General features: G+C 48.3%; 14 protein-coding genes, 6 tRNA genes and 3 rRNA genes. 18 read left to right on the top strand and 5 right to left on the bottom strand.

The features are described from left to right. Window positions 1-789: a glutamate racemase gene (gene murI, locus VP504_RS10680; RefSeq protein ID WP_325891136.1), complete on the top strand. Its 789-nt coding sequence runs from the start codon at window positions 1-3 to the stop codon at window positions 787-789. Here the strand turns inward: murI and VP504_RS10675 are convergent. Then, a complete protein-coding gene (locus tag VP504_RS10675) occupies window positions 767-1,216 on the bottom strand; it encodes an RNA recognition motif domain-containing protein (protein WP_062708794.1) in 450 nt (149 codons plus the stop codon). The two genes, murI and VP504_RS10675, sit on opposite strands and share 23 nt — an antisense overlap. A gap of 741 nt (window positions 1,217-1,957) precedes the next feature. Between VP504_RS10675 and VP504_RS10670 the strand changes: the two genes are divergently transcribed. From VP504_RS10670 to rrf, 5 genes are all read left to right on the top strand, one after another. Beyond that, window positions 1,958-3,508: ribosomal RNA gene (locus VP504_RS10670) — 16S ribosomal RNA — on the top strand. Between the two features lie 67 nt (window positions 3,509-3,575). Continuing rightward, window positions 3,576-3,652: transfer RNA gene (locus VP504_RS10665), tRNA-Ile, on the top strand. 104 nt (window positions 3,653-3,756) lie between these two features. After that, window positions 3,757-3,832, top strand: a tRNA-Ala gene (locus tag VP504_RS10660). A 352-nt stretch (window positions 3,833-4,184) separates the two neighbouring features. Next, window positions 4,185-7,072: ribosomal RNA gene (locus VP504_RS10655) — 23S ribosomal RNA — on the top strand. A gap of 125 nt (window positions 7,073-7,197) precedes the next feature. Continuing rightward, a 5S ribosomal RNA gene (gene rrf, locus VP504_RS10650) occupies window positions 7,198-7,313 on the top strand. Together the 16S, 23S and 5S rRNA genes with 2 tRNA genes alongside form the textbook arrangement of a ribosomal RNA operon. A 259-nt stretch (window positions 7,314-7,572) precedes the next feature. Here rrf and VP504_RS10645 read toward each other — a convergent pair. From VP504_RS10645 to VP504_RS10635, 3 genes are all read right to left on the bottom strand, one after another. Beyond that, a complete protein-coding gene (locus VP504_RS10645) occupies window positions 7,573-8,193 on the bottom strand; it encodes a nicotinamidase (protein ID WP_325891135.1) in 621 nt (206 codons plus the stop codon). A 10-nt stretch (window positions 8,194-8,203) separates the two neighbouring features. Further along, window positions 8,204-9,553 carry a CDP-diacylglycerol--serine O-phosphatidyltransferase gene (pssA, locus tag VP504_RS10640; RefSeq protein ID WP_325891134.1) on the bottom strand — a complete coding sequence of 450 codons (1,350 nt, stop codon included), beginning with the start codon at window positions 9,551-9,553 and terminating at the stop codon, window positions 8,204-8,206. A 108-nt stretch (window positions 9,554-9,661) separates the two neighbouring features. Next, window positions 9,662-10,099: a GNAT family N-acetyltransferase gene (locus tag VP504_RS10635; RefSeq protein WP_325891132.1), complete on the bottom strand. Its 438-nt coding sequence runs from the start codon at window positions 10,097-10,099 to the stop codon at window positions 9,662-9,664. A gap of 81 nt (window positions 10,100-10,180) precedes the next feature. Here VP504_RS10635 and murB point away from each other — a divergent pair, with 81 nt between their 5' ends. Together murB and birA are read left to right on the top strand one after the other, a co-directional pair. Continuing rightward, window positions 10,181-11,221: a UDP-N-acetylmuramate dehydrogenase gene (gene murB, locus VP504_RS10630; protein ID WP_325894032.1), complete on the top strand. Its 1,041-nt coding sequence runs from the start codon at window positions 10,181-10,183 to the stop codon at window positions 11,219-11,221. Then, window positions 11,209-12,174, top strand: coding sequence for a bifunctional biotin--[acetyl-CoA-carboxylase] ligase/biotin operon repressor BirA (birA, locus tag VP504_RS10625; RefSeq protein ID WP_325891131.1), 966 nt, complete (start codon window positions 11,209-11,211; stop codon window positions 12,172-12,174). The genes murB and birA overlap by 13 nt, the downstream gene beginning before the upstream one ends. Window position 12,175: 1 nt before the next feature. On the opposite strand, the gene coaA is transcribed toward birA, so the two are convergent. Next, window positions 12,176-13,111 (bottom strand): type I pantothenate kinase, encoded by a 936-nt coding sequence (gene coaA, locus VP504_RS10620; protein WP_325891130.1) that lies wholly within the window; start codon window positions 13,109-13,111, stop codon window positions 12,176-12,178. 208 nt (window positions 13,112-13,319) lie between these two features. On the opposite strand from coaA, the gene VP504_RS10615 reads away from it, so the two are divergent. The 10 genes from VP504_RS10615 to rplJ all read left to right on the top strand — a co-directional run bounded on the left by VP504_RS10615 (window position 13,320) and on the right by rplJ (window position 18,130). Continuing rightward, window positions 13,320-13,395: transfer RNA gene (locus tag VP504_RS10615), tRNA-Thr, on the top strand. A gap of 22 nt (window positions 13,396-13,417) precedes the next feature. Further along, window positions 13,418-13,502: transfer RNA gene (locus tag VP504_RS10610), tRNA-Tyr, on the top strand. A gap of 40 nt (window positions 13,503-13,542) precedes the next feature. Then, window positions 13,543-13,617 (top strand) — tRNA-Gly (locus tag VP504_RS10605). 10 nt (window positions 13,618-13,627) lie between these two features. After that, window positions 13,628-13,703, top strand: a tRNA-Thr gene (locus VP504_RS10600). Between the two features lie 110 nt (window positions 13,704-13,813). After that, on the top strand, window positions 13,814-14,998 hold the full coding sequence (tuf, locus tag VP504_RS10595; protein WP_251876817.1) for an elongation factor Tu: 1,185 nt from the start codon (window positions 13,814-13,816) through the stop codon (window positions 14,996-14,998). Between the two features lie 220 nt (window positions 14,999-15,218). After that, the gene (gene secE, locus VP504_RS10590) at window positions 15,219-15,590 is read left to right on the top strand and encodes a preprotein translocase subunit SecE (RefSeq protein WP_002542047.1); all 372 of its coding nucleotides are present in this window, start codon (window positions 15,219-15,221) and stop codon (window positions 15,588-15,590) included. 10 nt (window positions 15,591-15,600) lie between these two features. Further along, window positions 15,601-16,146, top strand: coding sequence for a transcription termination/antitermination protein NusG (nusG, locus tag VP504_RS10585; protein WP_002542046.1), 546 nt, complete (start codon window positions 15,601-15,603; stop codon window positions 16,144-16,146). A gap of 124 nt (window positions 16,147-16,270) precedes the next feature. After that, window positions 16,271-16,699, top strand: a complete 429-nt coding sequence (rplK, locus tag VP504_RS10580) for a 50S ribosomal protein L11 (RefSeq protein WP_002542045.1) — start codon at window positions 16,271-16,273, stop codon at window positions 16,697-16,699. 4 nt (window positions 16,700-16,703) lie between these two features. Next, a complete protein-coding gene (gene rplA, locus VP504_RS10575; protein WP_325891129.1) occupies window positions 16,704-17,408 on the top strand; it encodes a 50S ribosomal protein L1 in 705 nt (234 codons plus the stop codon). A 233-nt stretch (window positions 17,409-17,641) separates the two neighbouring features. Beyond that, window positions 17,642-18,130, top strand: a complete 489-nt coding sequence (rplJ, locus tag VP504_RS10570) for a 50S ribosomal protein L10 (RefSeq protein ID WP_002542041.1) — start codon at window positions 17,642-17,644, stop codon at window positions 18,128-18,130. The last annotated feature ends 54 nt before the right edge of the window (window positions 18,131-18,184 follow it).

Here is an 18,184-nt window from a genome sequence, read left to right as displayed (position 1 = left end):
GTGAAGAGTGTGCTGATTTTTGATTCTGGTGTGGGTGGGCTTTCTGTTTATAAGGAAGTGGCTCAGGAATTGCCGGATCAGCATGTCGTGTATGCCTTCGATAATGCAGCTTTTCCTTATGGAGAGCTGGCGGACGATGTGCTTGTCCAACGTGTGTGTGGCATGGTGTCAGCTATCTGTAATGAGCATGATATTGCACTCGTGATTATCGCCTGCAACACGGCCAGTACTCTGGTGCTTCCACATCTCCGCTCATTACTGAGTATTCCGGTTGTTGGTGTTGTTCCTGCAATTAAACCTGCTGCTATGTTAAGTAAATCTAAATGTATCGGTCTTTTAGCAACGCCAGCTACGGTAAGACGATCCTATACCCATCAACTGGTCAAAGAATTTGCGCCCGATTGCCAAGTAGAAATGGTTGGCTCAACAGAGCTAGTACAAATGGGTGAGGGGAAATTACGTGGTACGCCTATTGATAAGCAATTATTAAAACAAGTATTGGCTCCGTTTATTAATAAAACAGACTGCATTGTATTAGGATGCACGCATTTCCCATTACTCAAAGAAGAAATTGAAGACATTCTGGGCGAACAGTGTCTGGTAATTGATTCAGGAAGCGCAATAGCAAATCGTGTAGTGACATTATTAAAAGAGGGAGATCAAAAGACCTCCCCCAGCAAAGCTAAACATTTTGTTTTTAGCAGTGCTCCAGTTAAAGAAGAGGAAGCGCTAAATCAGGAACTGGTAAAGTTGGGTTTTGCAACTATTAACCGCGCTCCGATTTTCTAGGATCATTCGCCTCTCTAACTTTTAGCGTCCTTTCTCCATATTCACTATTGTTTAATGCCTCTATTGCTTCAGGGGCATCTCCCGCTGCAATCACGACAAACCCAAAGCCACGTCGCTTCCCTGTACGCTTATCTTTCATCAAGCGTACGGCAAATACTTCACCATGTTTAGAGAACAATTCCTTTACGTCATTCTCATTAGCACGGTAAGGAAGGTTACCTACATAGATGGTTTTGCTAGTAGAAGGAGTAGAGTCTGAAATATCGCTTGAAGATTTAGTAGAAAAAAGAGAAATGGCAATACCTGTTGTAATAGCACCAAGAGCAAATGCATAACCAGTACTGGCAATTAAAGTAGAGTTGTTTAAAAGCAATGCACCAAGCAATGCAATGGCTGCAGTAATAAGCAAGCTGATAGATGTTTTCATAATCGTCTAAAGTAATCGTCTAAAGTAAACGTCGGTTAGAAGAAATAGCATGAAGAATTGAAATCAATGCTGACTAAAATAAATACAATTGTCGGGTTGATATTACGGATATTGAGTTCTTATTGCTAGTAAGTGAATGTGACGGCTATCTAATGTTGCAATTTGTTGTGTTTTTCAAAGTTTAGGTTGAATTGTGTTCAATCGGAAAAAAAACCAATAAAAACCCTTGCCAATGTGATCCTAGTCTCTATAATGCCGCCTCACCGACACGGAGAGCGGCTCCCACAGCGGAAACGCCCACTCAAATCGGTACGGCGAAGGCCTCAAAAATTGAGTTGAAATAAACGCTTGACGCGCTGTTTCGAATCAGTAAAATGGCCGCCCGCTTCGGAGGGAAATTCACCCCGAGAGGCCCGAGAGGCAAGTCAATAAGGTGTTTTGAGGGTTGCGAAAGCAACGCTGAAAAATCTCAAAATTTCTTCTTGACTTCATCGCCCGGCAGCGTAAAATTCGCAGCCCTGACGGTGAGAAGCGACGCTTCTTCAAGTCAACGTTCTTTAACAATTTGACCTATGCAATCTGTGTGGGCACTCGTGATTGATAGACAAAAGATTTATCGATGTTTACTGAGTGACCAAACGAAATAACTTCGGTTATATCGGCACAGTCAATTCGTTTTGCTTCTGCTTTTTTAAAAAGCGGAGACAAAACAACAACAGTATTTCATCGAGCCAAAAACTTTGATTGAAGAGTTTGATCATGGCTCAGATTGAACGCTGGCGGCAGGCCTAACACATGCAAGTCGAGCGGCAGCGACAATAAAGATTCTTCGGATGATTTATTGGGCGGCGAGCGGCGGACGGGTGAGTAATGGCTGGGAACCTGCCTGGTAGAGGGGGATAACCACTGGAAACGGTGGCTAATACCGCATGATGTCTTTGGACCAAAGAGGGGGACCTTATGGCCTCTCGCTACCGGATGGGCCCAGTTGGGATTAGCTAGTTGGTGGGGTAAAGGCTCACCAAGGCGACGATCCCTAGCTGGTTTGAGAGGATGATCAGCCACACTGGAACTGAGACACGGTCCAGACTCCTACGGGAGGCAGCAGTGGGGAATATTGCACAATGGGCGCAAGCCTGATGCAGCCATGCCGCGTGTGTGAAGAAGGCCTTCGGGTTGTAAAGCACTTTCAGCCGTGAGGAAGGCATTGTACTTAATACGTGCAGTGTTTGACGTTAGCGGCAGAAGAAGCACCGGCTAACTCCGTGCCAGCAGCCGCGGTAATACGGAGGGTGCGAGCGTTAATCGGAATTACTGGGCGTAAAGCGCATGCAGGCGGTCTGTTAAGCAAGATGTGAAAGCCCCGGGCTTAACCTGGGAAAGTCATTTTGAACTGGCAGGCTAGAGTCTTGTAGAGGGGGGTAGAATTTCAGGTGTAGCGGTGAAATGCGTAGAGATCTGAAGGAATACCGGTGGCGAAGGCGGCCCCCTGGACAAAGACTGACGCTCAGATGCGAAAGCGTGGGGAGCAAACAGGATTAGATACCCTGGTAGTCCACGCCGTAAACGATGTCTACTTGGAGGCTGTAGTCTAGAACTGTGGCTTTCGGAGCTAACGCGTTAAGTAGACCGCCTGGGGAGTACGGTCGCAAGATTAAAACTCAAATGAATTGACGGGGGCCCGCACAAGCGGTGGAGCATGTGGTTTAATTCGATGCAACGCGAAGAACCTTACCTACTCTTGACATCCACAGAAGCCGGAAGAGATTCTGGTGTGCCTTCGGGAACTGTGAGACAGGTGCTGCATGGCTGTCGTCAGCTCGTGTTGTGAAATGTTGGGTTAAGTCCCGCAACGAGCGCAACCCTTATCCTTGTTTGCCAGCCTTCGAGTGGGAACTCCAGGGAGACTGCCGGTGATAAACCGGAGGAAGGTGGGGACGACGTCAAGTCATCATGGCCCTTACGAGTAGGGCTACACACGTGCTACAATGGCATATACAGAGGGCAGCGAGGCAGCGATGTGAAGCGAATCCCAGAAAGTATGTCGTAGTCCGGATTGGAGTCTGCAACTCGACTCCATGAAGTCGGAATCGCTAGTAATCGTGGATCAGAATGCCACGGTGAATACGTTCCCGGGCCTTGTACACACCGCCCGTCACACCATGGGAGTGGGCTGCACCAGAAGTAGATAGCTTAACCTTCGGGAGGGCGTTTACCACGGTGTGGTTCATGACTGGGGTGAAGTCGTAACAAGGTAGCCCTAGGGGAACCTGGGGCTGGATCACCTCCTTAACGATACTATTGATGCCAGTGTCCACACAGATTGCTACGGTCAAAAAGAAAAAGAACATACTTAGATGGGTCTGTAGCTCAGGTGGTTAGAGCGCACCCCTGATAAGGGTGAGGTCGGTGGTTCAAGTCCACTCAGACCCACCAACCACTTCCAACACTGCGTTGTGAAACTCGTCGTTTAGCGAACTAAACGTCCTTCTTTCACCCCTTGTTTTGAAAGCGGTTGGTCAATAGCTAAGTATCGGTGTGGGGCTATAGCTCAGCTGGGAGAGCGCTTGATTTGCATTCAAGAGGTCTGCGGTTCGATCCCGCATAGCTCCACCACTCTTTAAGCACACTTCTCTTCGAACAGAGAATGGTGAGTGTTCTTAAAAAGTGGTTGTTCACTAGAACACATCACATGCTCTTTAAAAATCTGGAAAGCTGACTAAACAAACTGATTCAGTTTGTTTGTAAAAGTTCTCAAATGTTGATTCTTCGGAATTAACACCAAACACATTCAAGTGTTCTTGGTTTCATCCTTCTTAGGAAGTGATGAACAATATTTGAGTCCGGCGAAATCGTTCATCGCTTTATGTTTCCGCTTTTTAAGAAAAAGCAGAGGCAAAAAGGGTGAACATGTTCTTATAAGAACAACCTTGGTTGTTTAAACCTGCGAAACCTCTTGGGGTTGTATGGTTAAGTGACTAAGCGTACACGGTGGATGCCTTGGCAGTCAGAGGCGATGAAGGACGTAGTAACTTGCGATAAGCCCAGATAAGGCAGTAACAGCCATTTGAATCTGGGATGTCCGAATGGGGAAACCCACTGGCATAAGCCAGTATCCCACACTGAATACATAGGTGTGTGGAGGCGAACTCGGGGAACTGAAACATCTAAGTACCCGAAGGAAAAGAAATCAATTGAGATTCCGGCAGTAGCGGCGAGCGACCCCGGATTAGCCCTTAAGCGTTTTATGAGTTAGTGGAAGCCTCTGGAAAGTGGCGCGATACAGGGTGATAGCCCCGTACACGACGGCTTGTTTAACGTGAAAACGAGTAGGACGGGACACGTGTTATCTTGTCTGAAGATGGGGGGACCATCCTCCAAGGCTAAATACTCCTGACTGACCGATAGTGAACCAGTACCGTGAGGGAAAGGCGAAAAGAACCCCTGTGAGGGGAGTGAAACAGAACCTGAAACCGTGTACGTACAAGCAGTGGGAGCCTACGTGTTAGGTGACTGCGTACCTTTTGTATAATGGGTCAGCGACTTACGTTATGTAGCAAGGTTAACCGCATAGGGGAGCCGTAGGGAAACCGAGTCTTAACTGGGCGAATGAGTTGCATGACGTAGACCCGAAACCGAGTGATCTAGCCATGGGCAGGTTGAAGATTGAGTAACATCAATTGGAGGACCGAACCGACTAATGTTGAAAAATTAGCGGATGACTTGTGGCTAGGGGTGAAAGGCCAATCAAACTCGGAGATAGCTGGTTCTCCCCGAAAGCTATTTAGGTAGCGCCTCGGACGAATACTACTGGGGGTAGAGCACTGTTAAGGCTAGGGGGTCATCCCGACTTACCAACCCTTTGCAAACTCCGAATACCAGTAAGTACTATCCGGGAGACACACGGCGGGTGCTAACGTCCGTCGTGGAGAGGGAAACAACCCAGACCGCCAGCTAAGGTCCCCAAGTTATCGCTAAGTGGGAAACGATGTGGGAAGGCTCAGACAGCCAGGATGTTGGCTTAGAAGCAGCCATCATTTAAAGAAAGCGTAATAGCTCACTGGTCGAGTCGGCCTGCGCGGAAGATGTAACGGGGCTAAGCGATACACCGAAGCTGCGGCAGATATTTATATCTGGGTAGGGGAGCGTTCTGTAAGCCGTAGAAGGTGGTCTGTAAGGGCTGCTGGAGGTATCAGAAGTGCGAATGCTGACATGAGTAACGACAAAGGGGGTGAAAAACCTCCTCGCCGGAAGACCAAGGGTTCCTGTCCAACGTTAATCGGGGCAGGGTAAGTCGGCCCCTAAGGCGAGGCCGAAAGGCGTAGTCGATGGGAAACGGGTTAATATTCCCGTACTGCTGATAACTGCGATGGGGGGACGGAGAAGGCTAGGTGGGCCTCGCGACGGTTGTCGAGGTTCAAGTGCGTAGGTGGGTGTCTTAGGCAAATCCGGGACGCTATACACTGAGACACGATGTCGAGTCACTACGGTGATGAAGTCATTGATGCCATGCTTCCGGGAAAAGCCTCTAAGCTTCAGGTTATCAGGAACCGTACCCCAAACCGACACAGGTGGTCGGGTAGAGAATACCAAGGCGCTTGAGAGAACTCGGGTGAAGGAACTAGGCAAAATGGTACCGTAACTTCGGGAGAAGGTACGCTGCCCATGGTGAAGTCCCTTGCGGATGGAGCTGAGGGCAGTCGCAGATACCAGGTGGCTGCAACTGTTTATTAAAAACATAGCACTGTGCAAAATCGAAAGATGACGTATACGGTGTGACGCCTGCCCGGTGCCGGAAGGTTAATTGATGGGGTTAGACTTCGGTCGAAGCTCTTGATCGAAGCCCCGGTAAACGGCGGCCGTAACTATAACGGTCCTAAGGTAGCGAAATTCCTTGTCGGGTAAGTTCCGACCTGCACGAATGGCGTAATGATGGCCACGCTGTCTCCACCCGAGACTCAGTGAAATTGAAATCGCAGTGAAGATGCTGTGTACCCGCGGCTAGACGGAAAGACCCCGTGAACCTTTACTACAGCTTGGCACTGAACATTGAGCCTACATGTGTAGGATAGGTGGGAGGCTTTGAAACACAGACGCCAGTTTGTGTGGAGCCGACCTTGAAATACCACCCTTGTATGTTTGATGTTCTAACTTAGGCCCCTTATCGGGGTTGAGGACAGTGCCTGGTGGGTAGTTTGACTGGGGCGGTCTCCTCCCAAAGCGTAACGGAGGAGCACGAAGGTGGGCTAATCACGGTCGGACATCGTGAGGTTAGTGCAATGGCATAAGCCCGCTTGACTGCGAGAATGACGGTTCGAGCAGGTGCGAAAGCAGGTCATAGTGATCCGGTGGTTCTGAATGGAAGGGCCATCGCTCAACGGATAAAAGGTACTCCGGGGATAACAGGCTGATACCGCCCAAGAGTTCATATCGACGGCGGTGTTTGGCACCTCGATGTCGGCTCATCACATCCTGGGGCTGAAGTCGGTCCCAAGGGTATGGCTGTTCGCCATTTAAAGTGGTACGCGAGCTGGGTTTAGAACGTCGTGAGACAGTTCGGTCCCTATCTGCCGTGGGCGTTGGATGATTGAGAGGGGCTGCTCCTAGTACGAGAGGACCGGAGTGGACGAACCTCTGGTGTTCGGGTTGTCACGCCAGTGGCATTGCCCGGTAGCTAAGTTCGGCATCGATAACCGCTGAAAGCATCTAAGCGGGAAGCGAGCCTCAAGATGAGTCATCCCTAGGACTTAAAGTCCTCTAAAGGGTTGTTGGAGACGACGACGTAGATAGGTCAGGTGTGTAAGCGCTGCGAGGCGTTGAGCTAACTGATACTAATTGCCCGTGAGGCTTAACCATACAACACCCAAGGGGTTTTGACGGACTCAGAGAGAACCTTGAATGTGTAGAACGAGAATAACAAACAGCTTTCCAAGATTTTGGTTTTCACCTTTTTTAAAGGTAAAGACTTAGCAACGAATTTGCTTGGCGACCATAGCGTTATGGACCCACCTGACTCCATGCCGAACTCAGTAGTGAAACGTAACAGCGCCGATGGTAGTGTGGGGTCTCCCCATGTGAGAGTAGGACATCGCCAGGCTTCCAATTTTCTTTCACTTTTTGAAAAAGTGAAGACAAAAAGCAGAAGAAGCCCTGACCTGACGGTAAGGGCTTTTTTGCATCTTAATCCTTCCACACCTATCACCGTCCCCGTTTTTAACCTCAATTACAGACAACTTCCATACCCGCAGAAGGTGCATGTCTACTGACCAATCAGTTGTGGCTGGTAAGGGGCTTTCAAATAATAGGCACAAAAACACCACCCTATCAGGTGGTGTTTTTGTGCCTAAATGAGTGAGTTATGCCCTGAATTCTTCCAGCGTTGCTATAACATGGATACCGGCATCACGCATTTGAGCGCAGCCAGTTTCAGTTGTTTCTTCAGTAATGCCTCGACAAGCTTCCAGGTTAACCCAAACATCAAAGTCACCATACATCTTCAATTGCATGGCAGTGGTTTTAACGCAATAGTCAGTAGCGAGACCACCGACTAATACAGTGGTGACTTCTTTTGCTTTCAGCCACTCGATAAGACCGGTGCTGAGCTTTTCCTGAATATCGTGGAAACAGGCTCCGTATGGGTGTAAGTCAGGCTCAACACCTTTCCAAATAACATGATCATATTCAGTAACGTCAGGGAGCCCCGGTATAATTTCAAAGCCTTCTGTACCAGGCACTGCATGGGATACCCAAGTAAGATCTGCATTGGCATGTTCCAAAGGAGCTAACATCTTATTGTGACTGTCGACCACCCATACCGCATTAACAGGATGTGCATCCTTTGTAAGAACTCGAAAGCTGGCTTTCTTGGCTTGCTCATTGAGTGCGGGAGCAATTTTGTCACCACCATCTACGGGTAACTCTCCTGGACAAATAGGCGTAAAGGTTTTCTGCGGGTCAACATCGATAGATGCTATCACTTCTGACTCCTTACAGGATCTGATTCAGCAAATGGTCTGCTTTGACACGTTTAATACGCTTTAGCAGTTTCTTCACCTGAGGTGGGTACACTTCTAACTTTTCGATCTGTTTATAGCTGCCAATGAGTTGAGTGTGCTCCAAGATCTTGTCGATTTCCTTTTGTGCTTCTGCTTCAAGCAAACGGCGTTTATCGTGAAGCAGAATAGCGTTCTCTAGATCAAGCTTCCATGCACGAGGGTTAAGGTTGTTACCTGTCAGCAGCATGTAAGAGCGGTCTACCCAAATCCCTTTTAGATGGAAACTGTTGTCATCATGCTTCCAAAGGTGAATTTTTAACTGACGTTTTGCGATGGCAGCCTCGTTACGACGTGCAAAGTTACGCAGGTTTATTTCATAAAGGTAAGGCAGACCAGAAATTGTTTTGAACGGCTCACTCGGTGGAATATAGAAATCATTCGCCGTTTTGTCGCCAACGATAATTGTGACGTTTACGCCACGGCGCAGTGCACTTCGGATCTCTCTGGTTACACTGCGCGGGGGATTAAAGTACGGCGTGCAAATAATGAGCTCGCTTTCAGCACTGGCTATCAGGCGGCAAATTTGCACATTAAGAAAGTTCTTACGCTTACCCAATCCCACCATTGGCGTTAGGCCAACTTGATCGTCATTAATGTGTTGCGAGATGAAGCTATAGCTTGCGGCTTGGAGACGCGCACGTAGGTCACGGATTGCAGGCTTGAGCACCTTCACTTCCGGGCGATTAGGTTGTGCAAGGCAGGTCACTGCATCACTGGCGACCAGAGTATTGCCGATAAAACCCGCCATACAATCAGCCAGTGTTTTGCTGTTGATGACATGGTAGCGATCGTAGCGATAGCGCTCGTGCTGAGCAAGATAGACGTCATTCAAGCTGGCACCGCTATAGATAACGGTATCATCAAAGACAAAGCCTTTAAGGTGCAGCACGCCAAAGACTTCCCGGTTTCTGACCGGTACACCCAAGACATCAATCTTGTATTGGTATTTCTCTGCATATTCGCGGTAGAGTGCCGCGTTCCCGTCTGACTTATCTGCGCCAATCAAGCCACGCTGAGCACGGTGCCAGTCAACCAGCACTTTGATATCCAGAACTGGATTCTTATGTTTTGCTTCGTAGAGCGCATCAAGAATATTACGGCCCGCCTCGTCATCTTGCAGATAAAGCGCAACAAGGTAAATACGATGTCTAGCGTGTGCTATCTCGTGAAGCAGGCGCTCCCTGAAGGTGCTCGCATCCAGCAGTGTTTCTAGCTGGTCTGGGCGGTGCGCAATTTTCGGGAGCTGATCGATCAACTGCTTATTTGCAGTAGCTGAAACCATTGTTGCCTCATTAAGTTCGACACTGGGTCGTGTTAATGCAAATCAAACCCTGTATTGTACCAGAAATTGTGCAATTTCCAGCGATATCGATGCGTCAGCTATCTCGATTTACAACTGTGACATTGAGTTGTGACCCATAGGGATAAGATCTTTACCACTGTTGCAGTAGCTTTGGTATCGGCCACGTAATTCTTCGGGCAGATTACTGACCTCTATCACTTCAAATCCAGCCTCTTTATAGAGGTTTTCCAAATAGCGATACGCAAGACAATAACAAGCCTTGGTCTGAATCTGAGTCTGAACGGCATTGAGGAAAGCTTCTCCCTGCTTTTTCCCTCGTTGCTCGGGAGCGATAAGCATGCCAGTCAGTAGTTGGAAATCTGCAAATTGTCGGAACCTGACTGAACCAAAAAGGCCGCTGCTGTTTTCTGCAGTCCAAATGATTTCGTCTTTCTTCGGCTTCCCTGCTGGATAATGTATTTTGTAAAAACGAGCCACCAGTGGAAAACGGAGTGGGTCGAGAAGGGTATATCTGGTGTCGGCCATGGTTATCAAATCACTGTGAATTCAAGGTGGATGGGGTAGTATACATTGCTAAGACTTTATCAAAACGAAACTGCGATCCGAATGAATATCCTGTCTACTACATCGCTTAAACCATTTCATACCTTTGGTATTGATGTTCAGGCCAAAGCCATTATTGAAGCGCAAAACGCAGATGATTTTATCACGATCTGGCGCGATTATGCTGACGAGCCAAAGATCATCTTAGGCGAAGGCAGTAATCTTCTGTTTTGTGAAGACTTTGATGGGGTCGTTGTACTAAATCGCCTCAAGGGTGTTGATATTGAAGAGACGGGATCGCACTGGCATCTTCATGTGGCTGGCGGTGAAAACTGGCACCAATTGGTAAAATGGACAGTTGAACAGGGTATGCCAGGGCTTGAAAATCTTGCGCTGATCCCCGGCCTTGTAGGCTCTGCGCCTATCCAGAATATCGGTGCTTATGGTGTTGAGTTGAATGAGCGGTGCGAATATGTCGACGTCCTGATGCTTGAAACCGGCGAATTCATTCGCATGGGAGCAGGGGCCTGTGAATTTGGTTACCGGGACTCGGTGTTCAAGCGTGAACTCAAAGATAAAGCCATTGTTCTTGCAGTAGGCTTCCAGTTATCTAAAGCTTGGAAGCCCATAATAGGTTACGGGGCGCTGGGCGATTTGGCGACTAAGAATGACGTTTCTGCTAAAGAGGTGTTTGATAAAGTCTGCGAAATTCGAAGTGAAAAACTGCCTGACCCTAATCTGTTAGGAAATGCCGGGAGCTTCTTTAAAAACCCAGTTGTGCCTAAGACACAGGTAAAATCTCTCTTAGCTGATAATGAAAAGATGCCATTGTTTGAAGTGTCGAGTTCCGAGGTGAAGCTTGCTGCGGGCTGGCTTATCGATCAGTGTGGCTTAAAGGGAAAAAGAGTTGGCGGCGCCTCCGTTCATGATAAGCAGGCATTGGTGCTGGTAAATAGTGGTGGTGCAACATCCAGCGATGTCGTGACTCTTGCGAAAGAAGTGGTTGATACCGTTCACCAACGTTTTGGAGTCTTGTTAGAACACGAGGTACGTTTTATGGATGCTACCGCAGAAACCACGTTGGAGGCGGTATGCCAGCGTTAGATAACACGCCGCGCCTAGCCCTTATTAAGATACTGGCAGACGGCCAGTTCCACTCTGGCGAAAAACTGGGTGAAGAGCTAGGTATGAGCCGTGCAGCAATCAGTAAGCACATCAAGGTGTTGCATCAGTGGGGTGTGGATGTTTTTCGCGTTCAGGGGAAAGGTTATTGCCTACCATCGCCGCTTAATCTCCTTGATGAAAGCACTTTGAAAACCCAGTTGAACGTACCTGCGTTTGAGCTTATCCCGGTCATTGACTCTACGAACCAGCATCTCTTGGAACGTGTCGGACAACTGGAATCTGGTTCTGCCTGTCTTGCTGAGTATCAGCAAGCCGGCCGTGGACGCCGGGGCAGGTCGTGGTTTTCTCCGTTTGGCGCGAATCTCTATCTTTCCATGTATTGGCGATTGGATGCTGGTATGGCAGCTGCAATGGGGTTAAGCCTTGTCGTAGGTGTTTCCATGGCTGAAACCCTGCAGAAGTTGGGGGCAGAAGGCGTAAAAGTAAAGTGGCCGAATGACCTTTATTGGAATGACAAAAAGCTTGCAGGCATTTTGGTCGAAATGACAGGCCAGGCTGGTGATGCCGCTCATTTGGTTATTGGTATGGGGCTGAACGTTTCAATGCCTGAAACGGATGAGGTGGATCAAAGCTGGGCAAATCTTCAGGATGCTTGCCATCCACTCCCCGACAAAAACGTTTTAGCAGCAGCTTTGGTAAATAGCGTAACAGAAGCGCTTAACCAATATGAAGAAACCGGAATGTCAGGTTTTGTGCCACGTTGGGATATCTACGACAACTTTCAGGGCAGGTCCGTAAAATTATTGCTGGGAGAGCGTGTTGTTAAGGGAATTGCGCGTGGGATCAATGAGCAAGGGGCACTACTGCTGGAAACCGAAAACGGTATCGCTCCTTACCTTGGCGGCGAAATCAGCTTGCGCGCTGACGACTGAACTACTTCCTGACCCTAACGGTTTGAACCGCGTGGTTAGCACCTTTCTGAAGGATTAAACCAGCACGCTCGCGGGTAGGAAGGATGTTCTCTTCCAGGTTTCTGCCGTTAATCTCTTCCCAAATGCCCGATGCCGTCTCAACAGCTTCGTCATGAGAAAGCTTGGTGTAGTGATGGAAATAGGAAGATGGATTCTGGAATGCGCCTTTGCGGAAAGCCATAAAGCGCTCGATATACCAAGTCTTAAGCAATTCACTATCAGCATCGACATAGATAGAAAAATCCAGAAAATCTGAAATGAAAACACGGTGTGGGTCGTGTGGGTAATCCATGCCACTTTGCAGTACATTCAGGCCTTCAACGATCAAAATATCCGGTTGCTGCACCACTTTAGTATCTTTAGTGATGTCATACACCAAGTGCGAATAGACAGGTGCCTCTACCCGAGATTTTCCAGACTTCACATCCGCAACGAACTGCACTAACCCTCTGATATCGTAAGACTCAGGAAACCCTTTTTTCTTCATCAGATCGCGTTCATTGAGGGTCTTGTTTGGATGAAGAAAGCCATCAGTGGTGATGAGTTCGACTTTTGGGTGCTCAGGCCAGCGTTCCAGTAGTGCTTTTAGCAAACGTGCAGTTGTACTTTTTCCCACCGCTACGCTGCCAGCAATACCAATTACATACGGAACATTATTGTCTTTTTGCCCCAAAAAGTGCTCAAGGACTTGGGTGCGGCCTTTTCGTGCCTTGACGTACAAATTCAGCAATCGCGAAAGTGGGAGGTAGATATCCCGCACCTCATTCATCGTCAAATGCTCGTTAATACCACGGAGCTTTTCGAGATCGGTCTCGTCAAGCGTCATTGGCACTGAGTCGCGCAATTCTGACCATTGCTCACGGTCGAACGACAAATATGGAGTTAGTAAATCACTCATGCTCTGGATGAATCTGTGTGTTAAGGAGAGCGACAATACCTTATCGATGCGTTTTGTGGAAGTATGGAGGGAATTTAACGCTGCGCCATCTAGCTAAAAAACGGAGAAAATTGGTGAATTAATGCTCCATAAGATCTTATTTAGGTGAAATTTTCAATTTACCTATTGCAACGTTAAAAATCATTGAATAGAATGCGCAGCACTTGTCGCCGGCTTAGCTCAGTTGGTAGAGCAACTGACTTGTAATCAGTAGGTCGCCAGTTCGATTCCGGCAGCCGGCACCATTACGACAAAAAAGAACAATTTGGTGGGATTCCCGAGTGGCCAAAGGGATCAGACTGTAAATCTGACGGCTCCGCCTTCGAAGGTTCGAATCCTTCTCCCACCACCATTATTTCAAATAGTTTGAATAGCTCTACGAGAAACTGAAAGCGGGCATCGTATAATGGCTATTACCTCAGCCTTCCAAGCTGATGATGCGGGTTCGATTCCCGCTGCCCGCTCCAATCTTATAGTGCTGATATAGCTCAGTCGGTAGAGCGCACCCTTGGTAAGGGTGAGGTCCCCAGTTCAAATCTGGGTATCAGCACCACTCTTTCTCCCCAAAGTTACTTCAAGCCATTTGTCATATGCTCAACAAAAATCCGTTTGTTGTATGTGTGGTCGTTAAACCACCAAAATACCGTGCTTAGAGGGACTGTCATGTCTAAAGAAAAATTTGAACGTACGAAACCGCACGTTAACGTTGGTACTATCGGCCACGTTGACCACGGTAAAACCACTCTGACTGCAGCAATCTGTACTGTACTGTCTAAAACTTACGGCGGTTCAGCGCGTGACTTCGCATCAATCGATAACGCGCCAGAAGAGCGTGAGCGTGGTATCACCATCTCTACTTCACACGTAGAGTACGATACTCCAACTCGCCACTACGCACACGTAGACTGCCCAGGACACGCTGACTATGTTAAAAACATGATCACTGGTGCTGCGCAAATGGACGGTGGTATCCTGGTTGTTGCGGCAACTGACGGTCCAATGCCACAAACTCGTGAGCACATCCTGCTGGGTCGCCAGGTTGGTATTCCATACATCCTTGTATTCATGAACAAGTGTGACATGGTTGACGACGAAGAGCTGCTTGAGCTGGTTGAGATGGAAGTTCGTGAACTGCTGTCTGAGTACGAATTCCCAGGTGATGACTGCCCAGTCATTCAAGGTTCTGCACTGGGTGCACTGAACGGCGAAGCTGAGTGGGAAGCGAAAATCGTTGAGCTGGCAGAAGCACTGGATTCTTACATTCCAGAGCCAGAGCGTGCGATCGACAAGCCATTCATTCTGCCAATCGAAGACGTATTCTCAATCCAAGGCCGTGGTACTGTTGTAACGGGTCGTGTTGAGCAAGGTATCGTTCGCGTAGGTGACGAAGTTGCTATCGTTGGTATCAAAGAGACTACCACTACTACTTGTACTGGCGTTGAGATGTTCCGTAAGCTTCTTGACGAAGGCCGTGCAGGTGAGAACGTTGGTGTTCTGCTGCGTGGTACTAAGCGTGACGAAGTTGAGCGTGGTCAAGTACTGGCTAAGCCGGGTTCTATCACTCCTCACACAACTTTCGAGTCAGAAGTATACGTTCTGTCTAAAGACGAAGGCGGCCGTCATACTCCGTTCTTCAAAGGCTACCGTCCACAGTTCTACTTCCGTACGACTGACGTGACCGGTACTATCGAACTGCCAGAAGGCGTTGAGATGGTAATGCCAGGCGACAACATCCAAATGGTTGTAACTCTGATTGCACCAATCGCGATGGACGAAGGTCTGCGCTTTGCAATCCGTGAAGGCGGCCGTACTGTTGGTGCGGGCGTTGTTGCTAAAATCGTCGAATAAGATTTGACGACGCACTAGCAAAAAGGGCATCATTTGATGCCCTTTTTCTGCGCCAAATCTTTGGATTGAACTTTTTTTCACCGATTTGCCGCAGTGAACATTGTTTTAGGGATAAGAAAATAGACGGTCATATGAATCTAAAGCTATTTTCCTTGTTCTTTTACCTCGCTGACGCGAGGTTGTTGTCGTCTATGAAATAGACTAGTTACAGGTAGAATGTATGAAAGCGAATGCTGAAGCCCAAACCGGGTCAATGGACGCCCTGAAATGGGTTGTGGTCTTTGCCTTATTGGCCGTAGCGGTAGTGGGAAATAGCCTGTACAGTGATATGTCTGTCGTGCTACGAGCTGCAGCTGTAGTTGTGTTGGTTGCCGCCGCTGGTGGTGTTGCCGCACTGACTGCCAAAGGTAAAGCAGCGATCACCTTTGCACGTGAATCGCGTATGGAAGTGCGTAAAGTGGTATGGCCTACTCGCCAGGAAACTTTGCAGACCACTCTCATCGTTCTGGCTGTCACTGTCGTCATGGCGCTCATCCTGTGGGGCATCGACGGAATCATGGTCCGTCTGGTCCGCCTATTCACTGGCGTGTGAGGTTAACTACATGAGCGAAGCTCCAAAAAAACGTTGGTATGTTGTTCAGGCTTTCTCTGGCTTTGAAGGCCGTGTAGCGAAGTCGCTGAAAGAACATATCAAAATGCACGAGATGGAAGACTTCTTTGGTGAAGTACTGGTACCGACTGAGGAAGTAGTCGAAATGCGCGCTGGCCAGCGTCGCAAGAGCGAGCGTAAGTTCTTCCCTGGTTATGTTTTGGTTCAGATGCTGATGAACGATGAGTCATGGCACCTGGTGCGCAGCGTACCACGTGTAATGGGCTTCATCGGCGGTACACCAGATCGTCCAGCGCCGATTTCTGACAAAGAAGCGGACGCAATCCTGAACCGTCTGGAGAAGGCTAGCGAGTCGCCAGTACACAAAACTGTGTATGAAGCGGGTGAAGTTATCCGTGTGACTGAAGGCCCATTTGCGGACTTCAACGGTGTGGTAGAAGAAGTCGATTACGAAAAGAGCCGCTTGAAGGTATCAGTCTCTATCTTTGGCCGTGCAACACCGGTAGAACTGGAATTCAGCCAAGTAGAAAAATCCTGATCATTTTTTGCTCGGTAACAGTTGCTAGGGGCGCGAAATTTGAATATAATTTCGCGCCCTTTTGTTAAACGGGGAGTCTGCTTGTCGAAAGTAGACGTTTGAACCCAAATTTAGGTATTTAGTAATGGCTAAAAAAGTAGAAGCTTACATCAAGCTGCAAGTTGCAGCTGGTATGGCTAACCCAAGTCCACCAGTTGGTCCTGCTCTGGGTCAGCACGGCGTGAACATCATGGAATTCTGTAAAGCGTTCAACGCACGTACAGAATCTCTAGAGAAAGGACTGCCAACTCCAGTAGTTATCTCTGTATACAGCGACCGTTCTTTCACTTTCGAAATGAAGACTCCACCTGCAGCAATTCTGCTGAAGAAAGCAGCGGGTATTAAGTCTGGTTCAGGCCGTCCTAACACTGAGAAAGTTGGTACTGTTACTGACGCTCAGATCCAGGAAATCGCTGAAACTAAAGCGAAAGACATGACTGGTGCAGACATTGAAGCGATGAAACGCTCAATCGCTGGTACCGCTCGTTCAATGGGTCTGGTAGTAGAGGGTTAAGACAATGGCAAAACTGACTAAGCGCATGCGCGTAATCCGCGAGAAAGTTGATGTGACTCGTGAGTACGACATCAACGAAGCTGTTGCTCTTCTGAAAGAACTGGCTACTGCTAAATTCGTTGAAAGTGTAGACGTTGCTGTTAACCTCGGCATCGATGCACGTAAATCAGACCAAAACGTTCGTGGCGCAACTGTACTGCCACACGGTACTGGCCGTGACATCCGCGTAGCTGTATTCACTCAAGGTGCGAACGCTGACGCTGCTAAAGAAGCTGGTGCTGACATCGTTGGTATGGAAGAGCTGGCTGAGCAAGTTAAGAAAGGCGAAATGAACTTCGACGTAGTTATCGCATCTCCAGATGCAATGCGCGTTGTAGGTCAACTGGGTACTATCCTGGGTCCTCGCGGTCTGATGCCAAACCCGAAAGTGGGCACTGTAACTCCTAACGTTGCTGAAGCAGTTAAGAACGCTAAAGCTGGTCAGGTTCGTTACCGTAACGACAAGAACGGTATCATCCACACCACCATCGGTAAGGTTGACTTCGACGCTGACAAGCTGAAAGGTAACCTGGAAGCTCTGCTGGTAGCTCTGAAGAAAGCTAAGCCTTCTTCAGCAAAAGGCGCTTTCATCAAGAAAGTAAGCATCTCTACCACTATGGGTGCAGGTGTTGCGGTTGACCAGAACACTCTGGACGCACAATCAAACTAATTGCTTGAGGCGATGAGTTGCTGTATAGTTCGTCGCTTCAAATTTATGGCTAAGTTCGGCTTGCCGAACTTCGTCCAAGACCGTAGGCGTCTTACATAAGTACGACTTAATCGTTACCTACGTAGACGGTGCCAGGAACATGATAGATATATTTCTTTCTTGGATCTGCGCCGTAATTACTCTCCTGCTGTGAAGCAGCGAGTGGTGTAAAAACAATCCAGGAGCAAATCCAAATGGCATTAAATCTTCAAGACAAAAAAGCAATTGTTGCTGAAGTCAACGAAGCTGCCAGCGGTGCCCTGTCTGCAGTTGTAGCTGATTCTCGTGGCGTAACAGTTGGCGCGATGACTTCTCTTCGTAAACAAGCGCGTGAAGCGGGTGTTTACATGAAAGTTGTTCGTAACACACTGGCTCGTCGTGCAGTAGACGGTACTGACTACGAATGTCTGAAAGACATTTTTGTTGGTCCTACACTGATTGCGTTCTCTACTGAGCACCCAGGTGCTGCAGCGCGTCTTTTCAAAGACTTCGCGAAAGAGAACAAAGATTTCGAGATCAAAGCTGCTGCATTCGAAGGCGCGCTGACTAACGCTGACGTACTGGCAACGCTGCCAACTTACGACGAAGCTATCGCACGTCTGATGATGTGCATGAAAGAAGCGTCTGCTGGCAAGCTGGTTCGCACTATCGCGGCTGTTCGCGATCAGAAAGAAGCTGCGTAATTCGCATTGCTTTTTACTGGTTGCTATTTAAACTAATTGTTGACTTTAAAGAGA

The sequence above is a fragment of the Grimontia sp. NTOU-MAR1 genome, assembly GCF_035758505.1.
Lineage (GTDB): Bacteria > Pseudomonadota > Gammaproteobacteria > Enterobacterales > Vibrionaceae > Enterovibrio > Enterovibrio marinus.
Note: the sequence above shows the minus strand (reverse complement) of the source record. Positions and strands in the feature narration are given on the sequence as shown.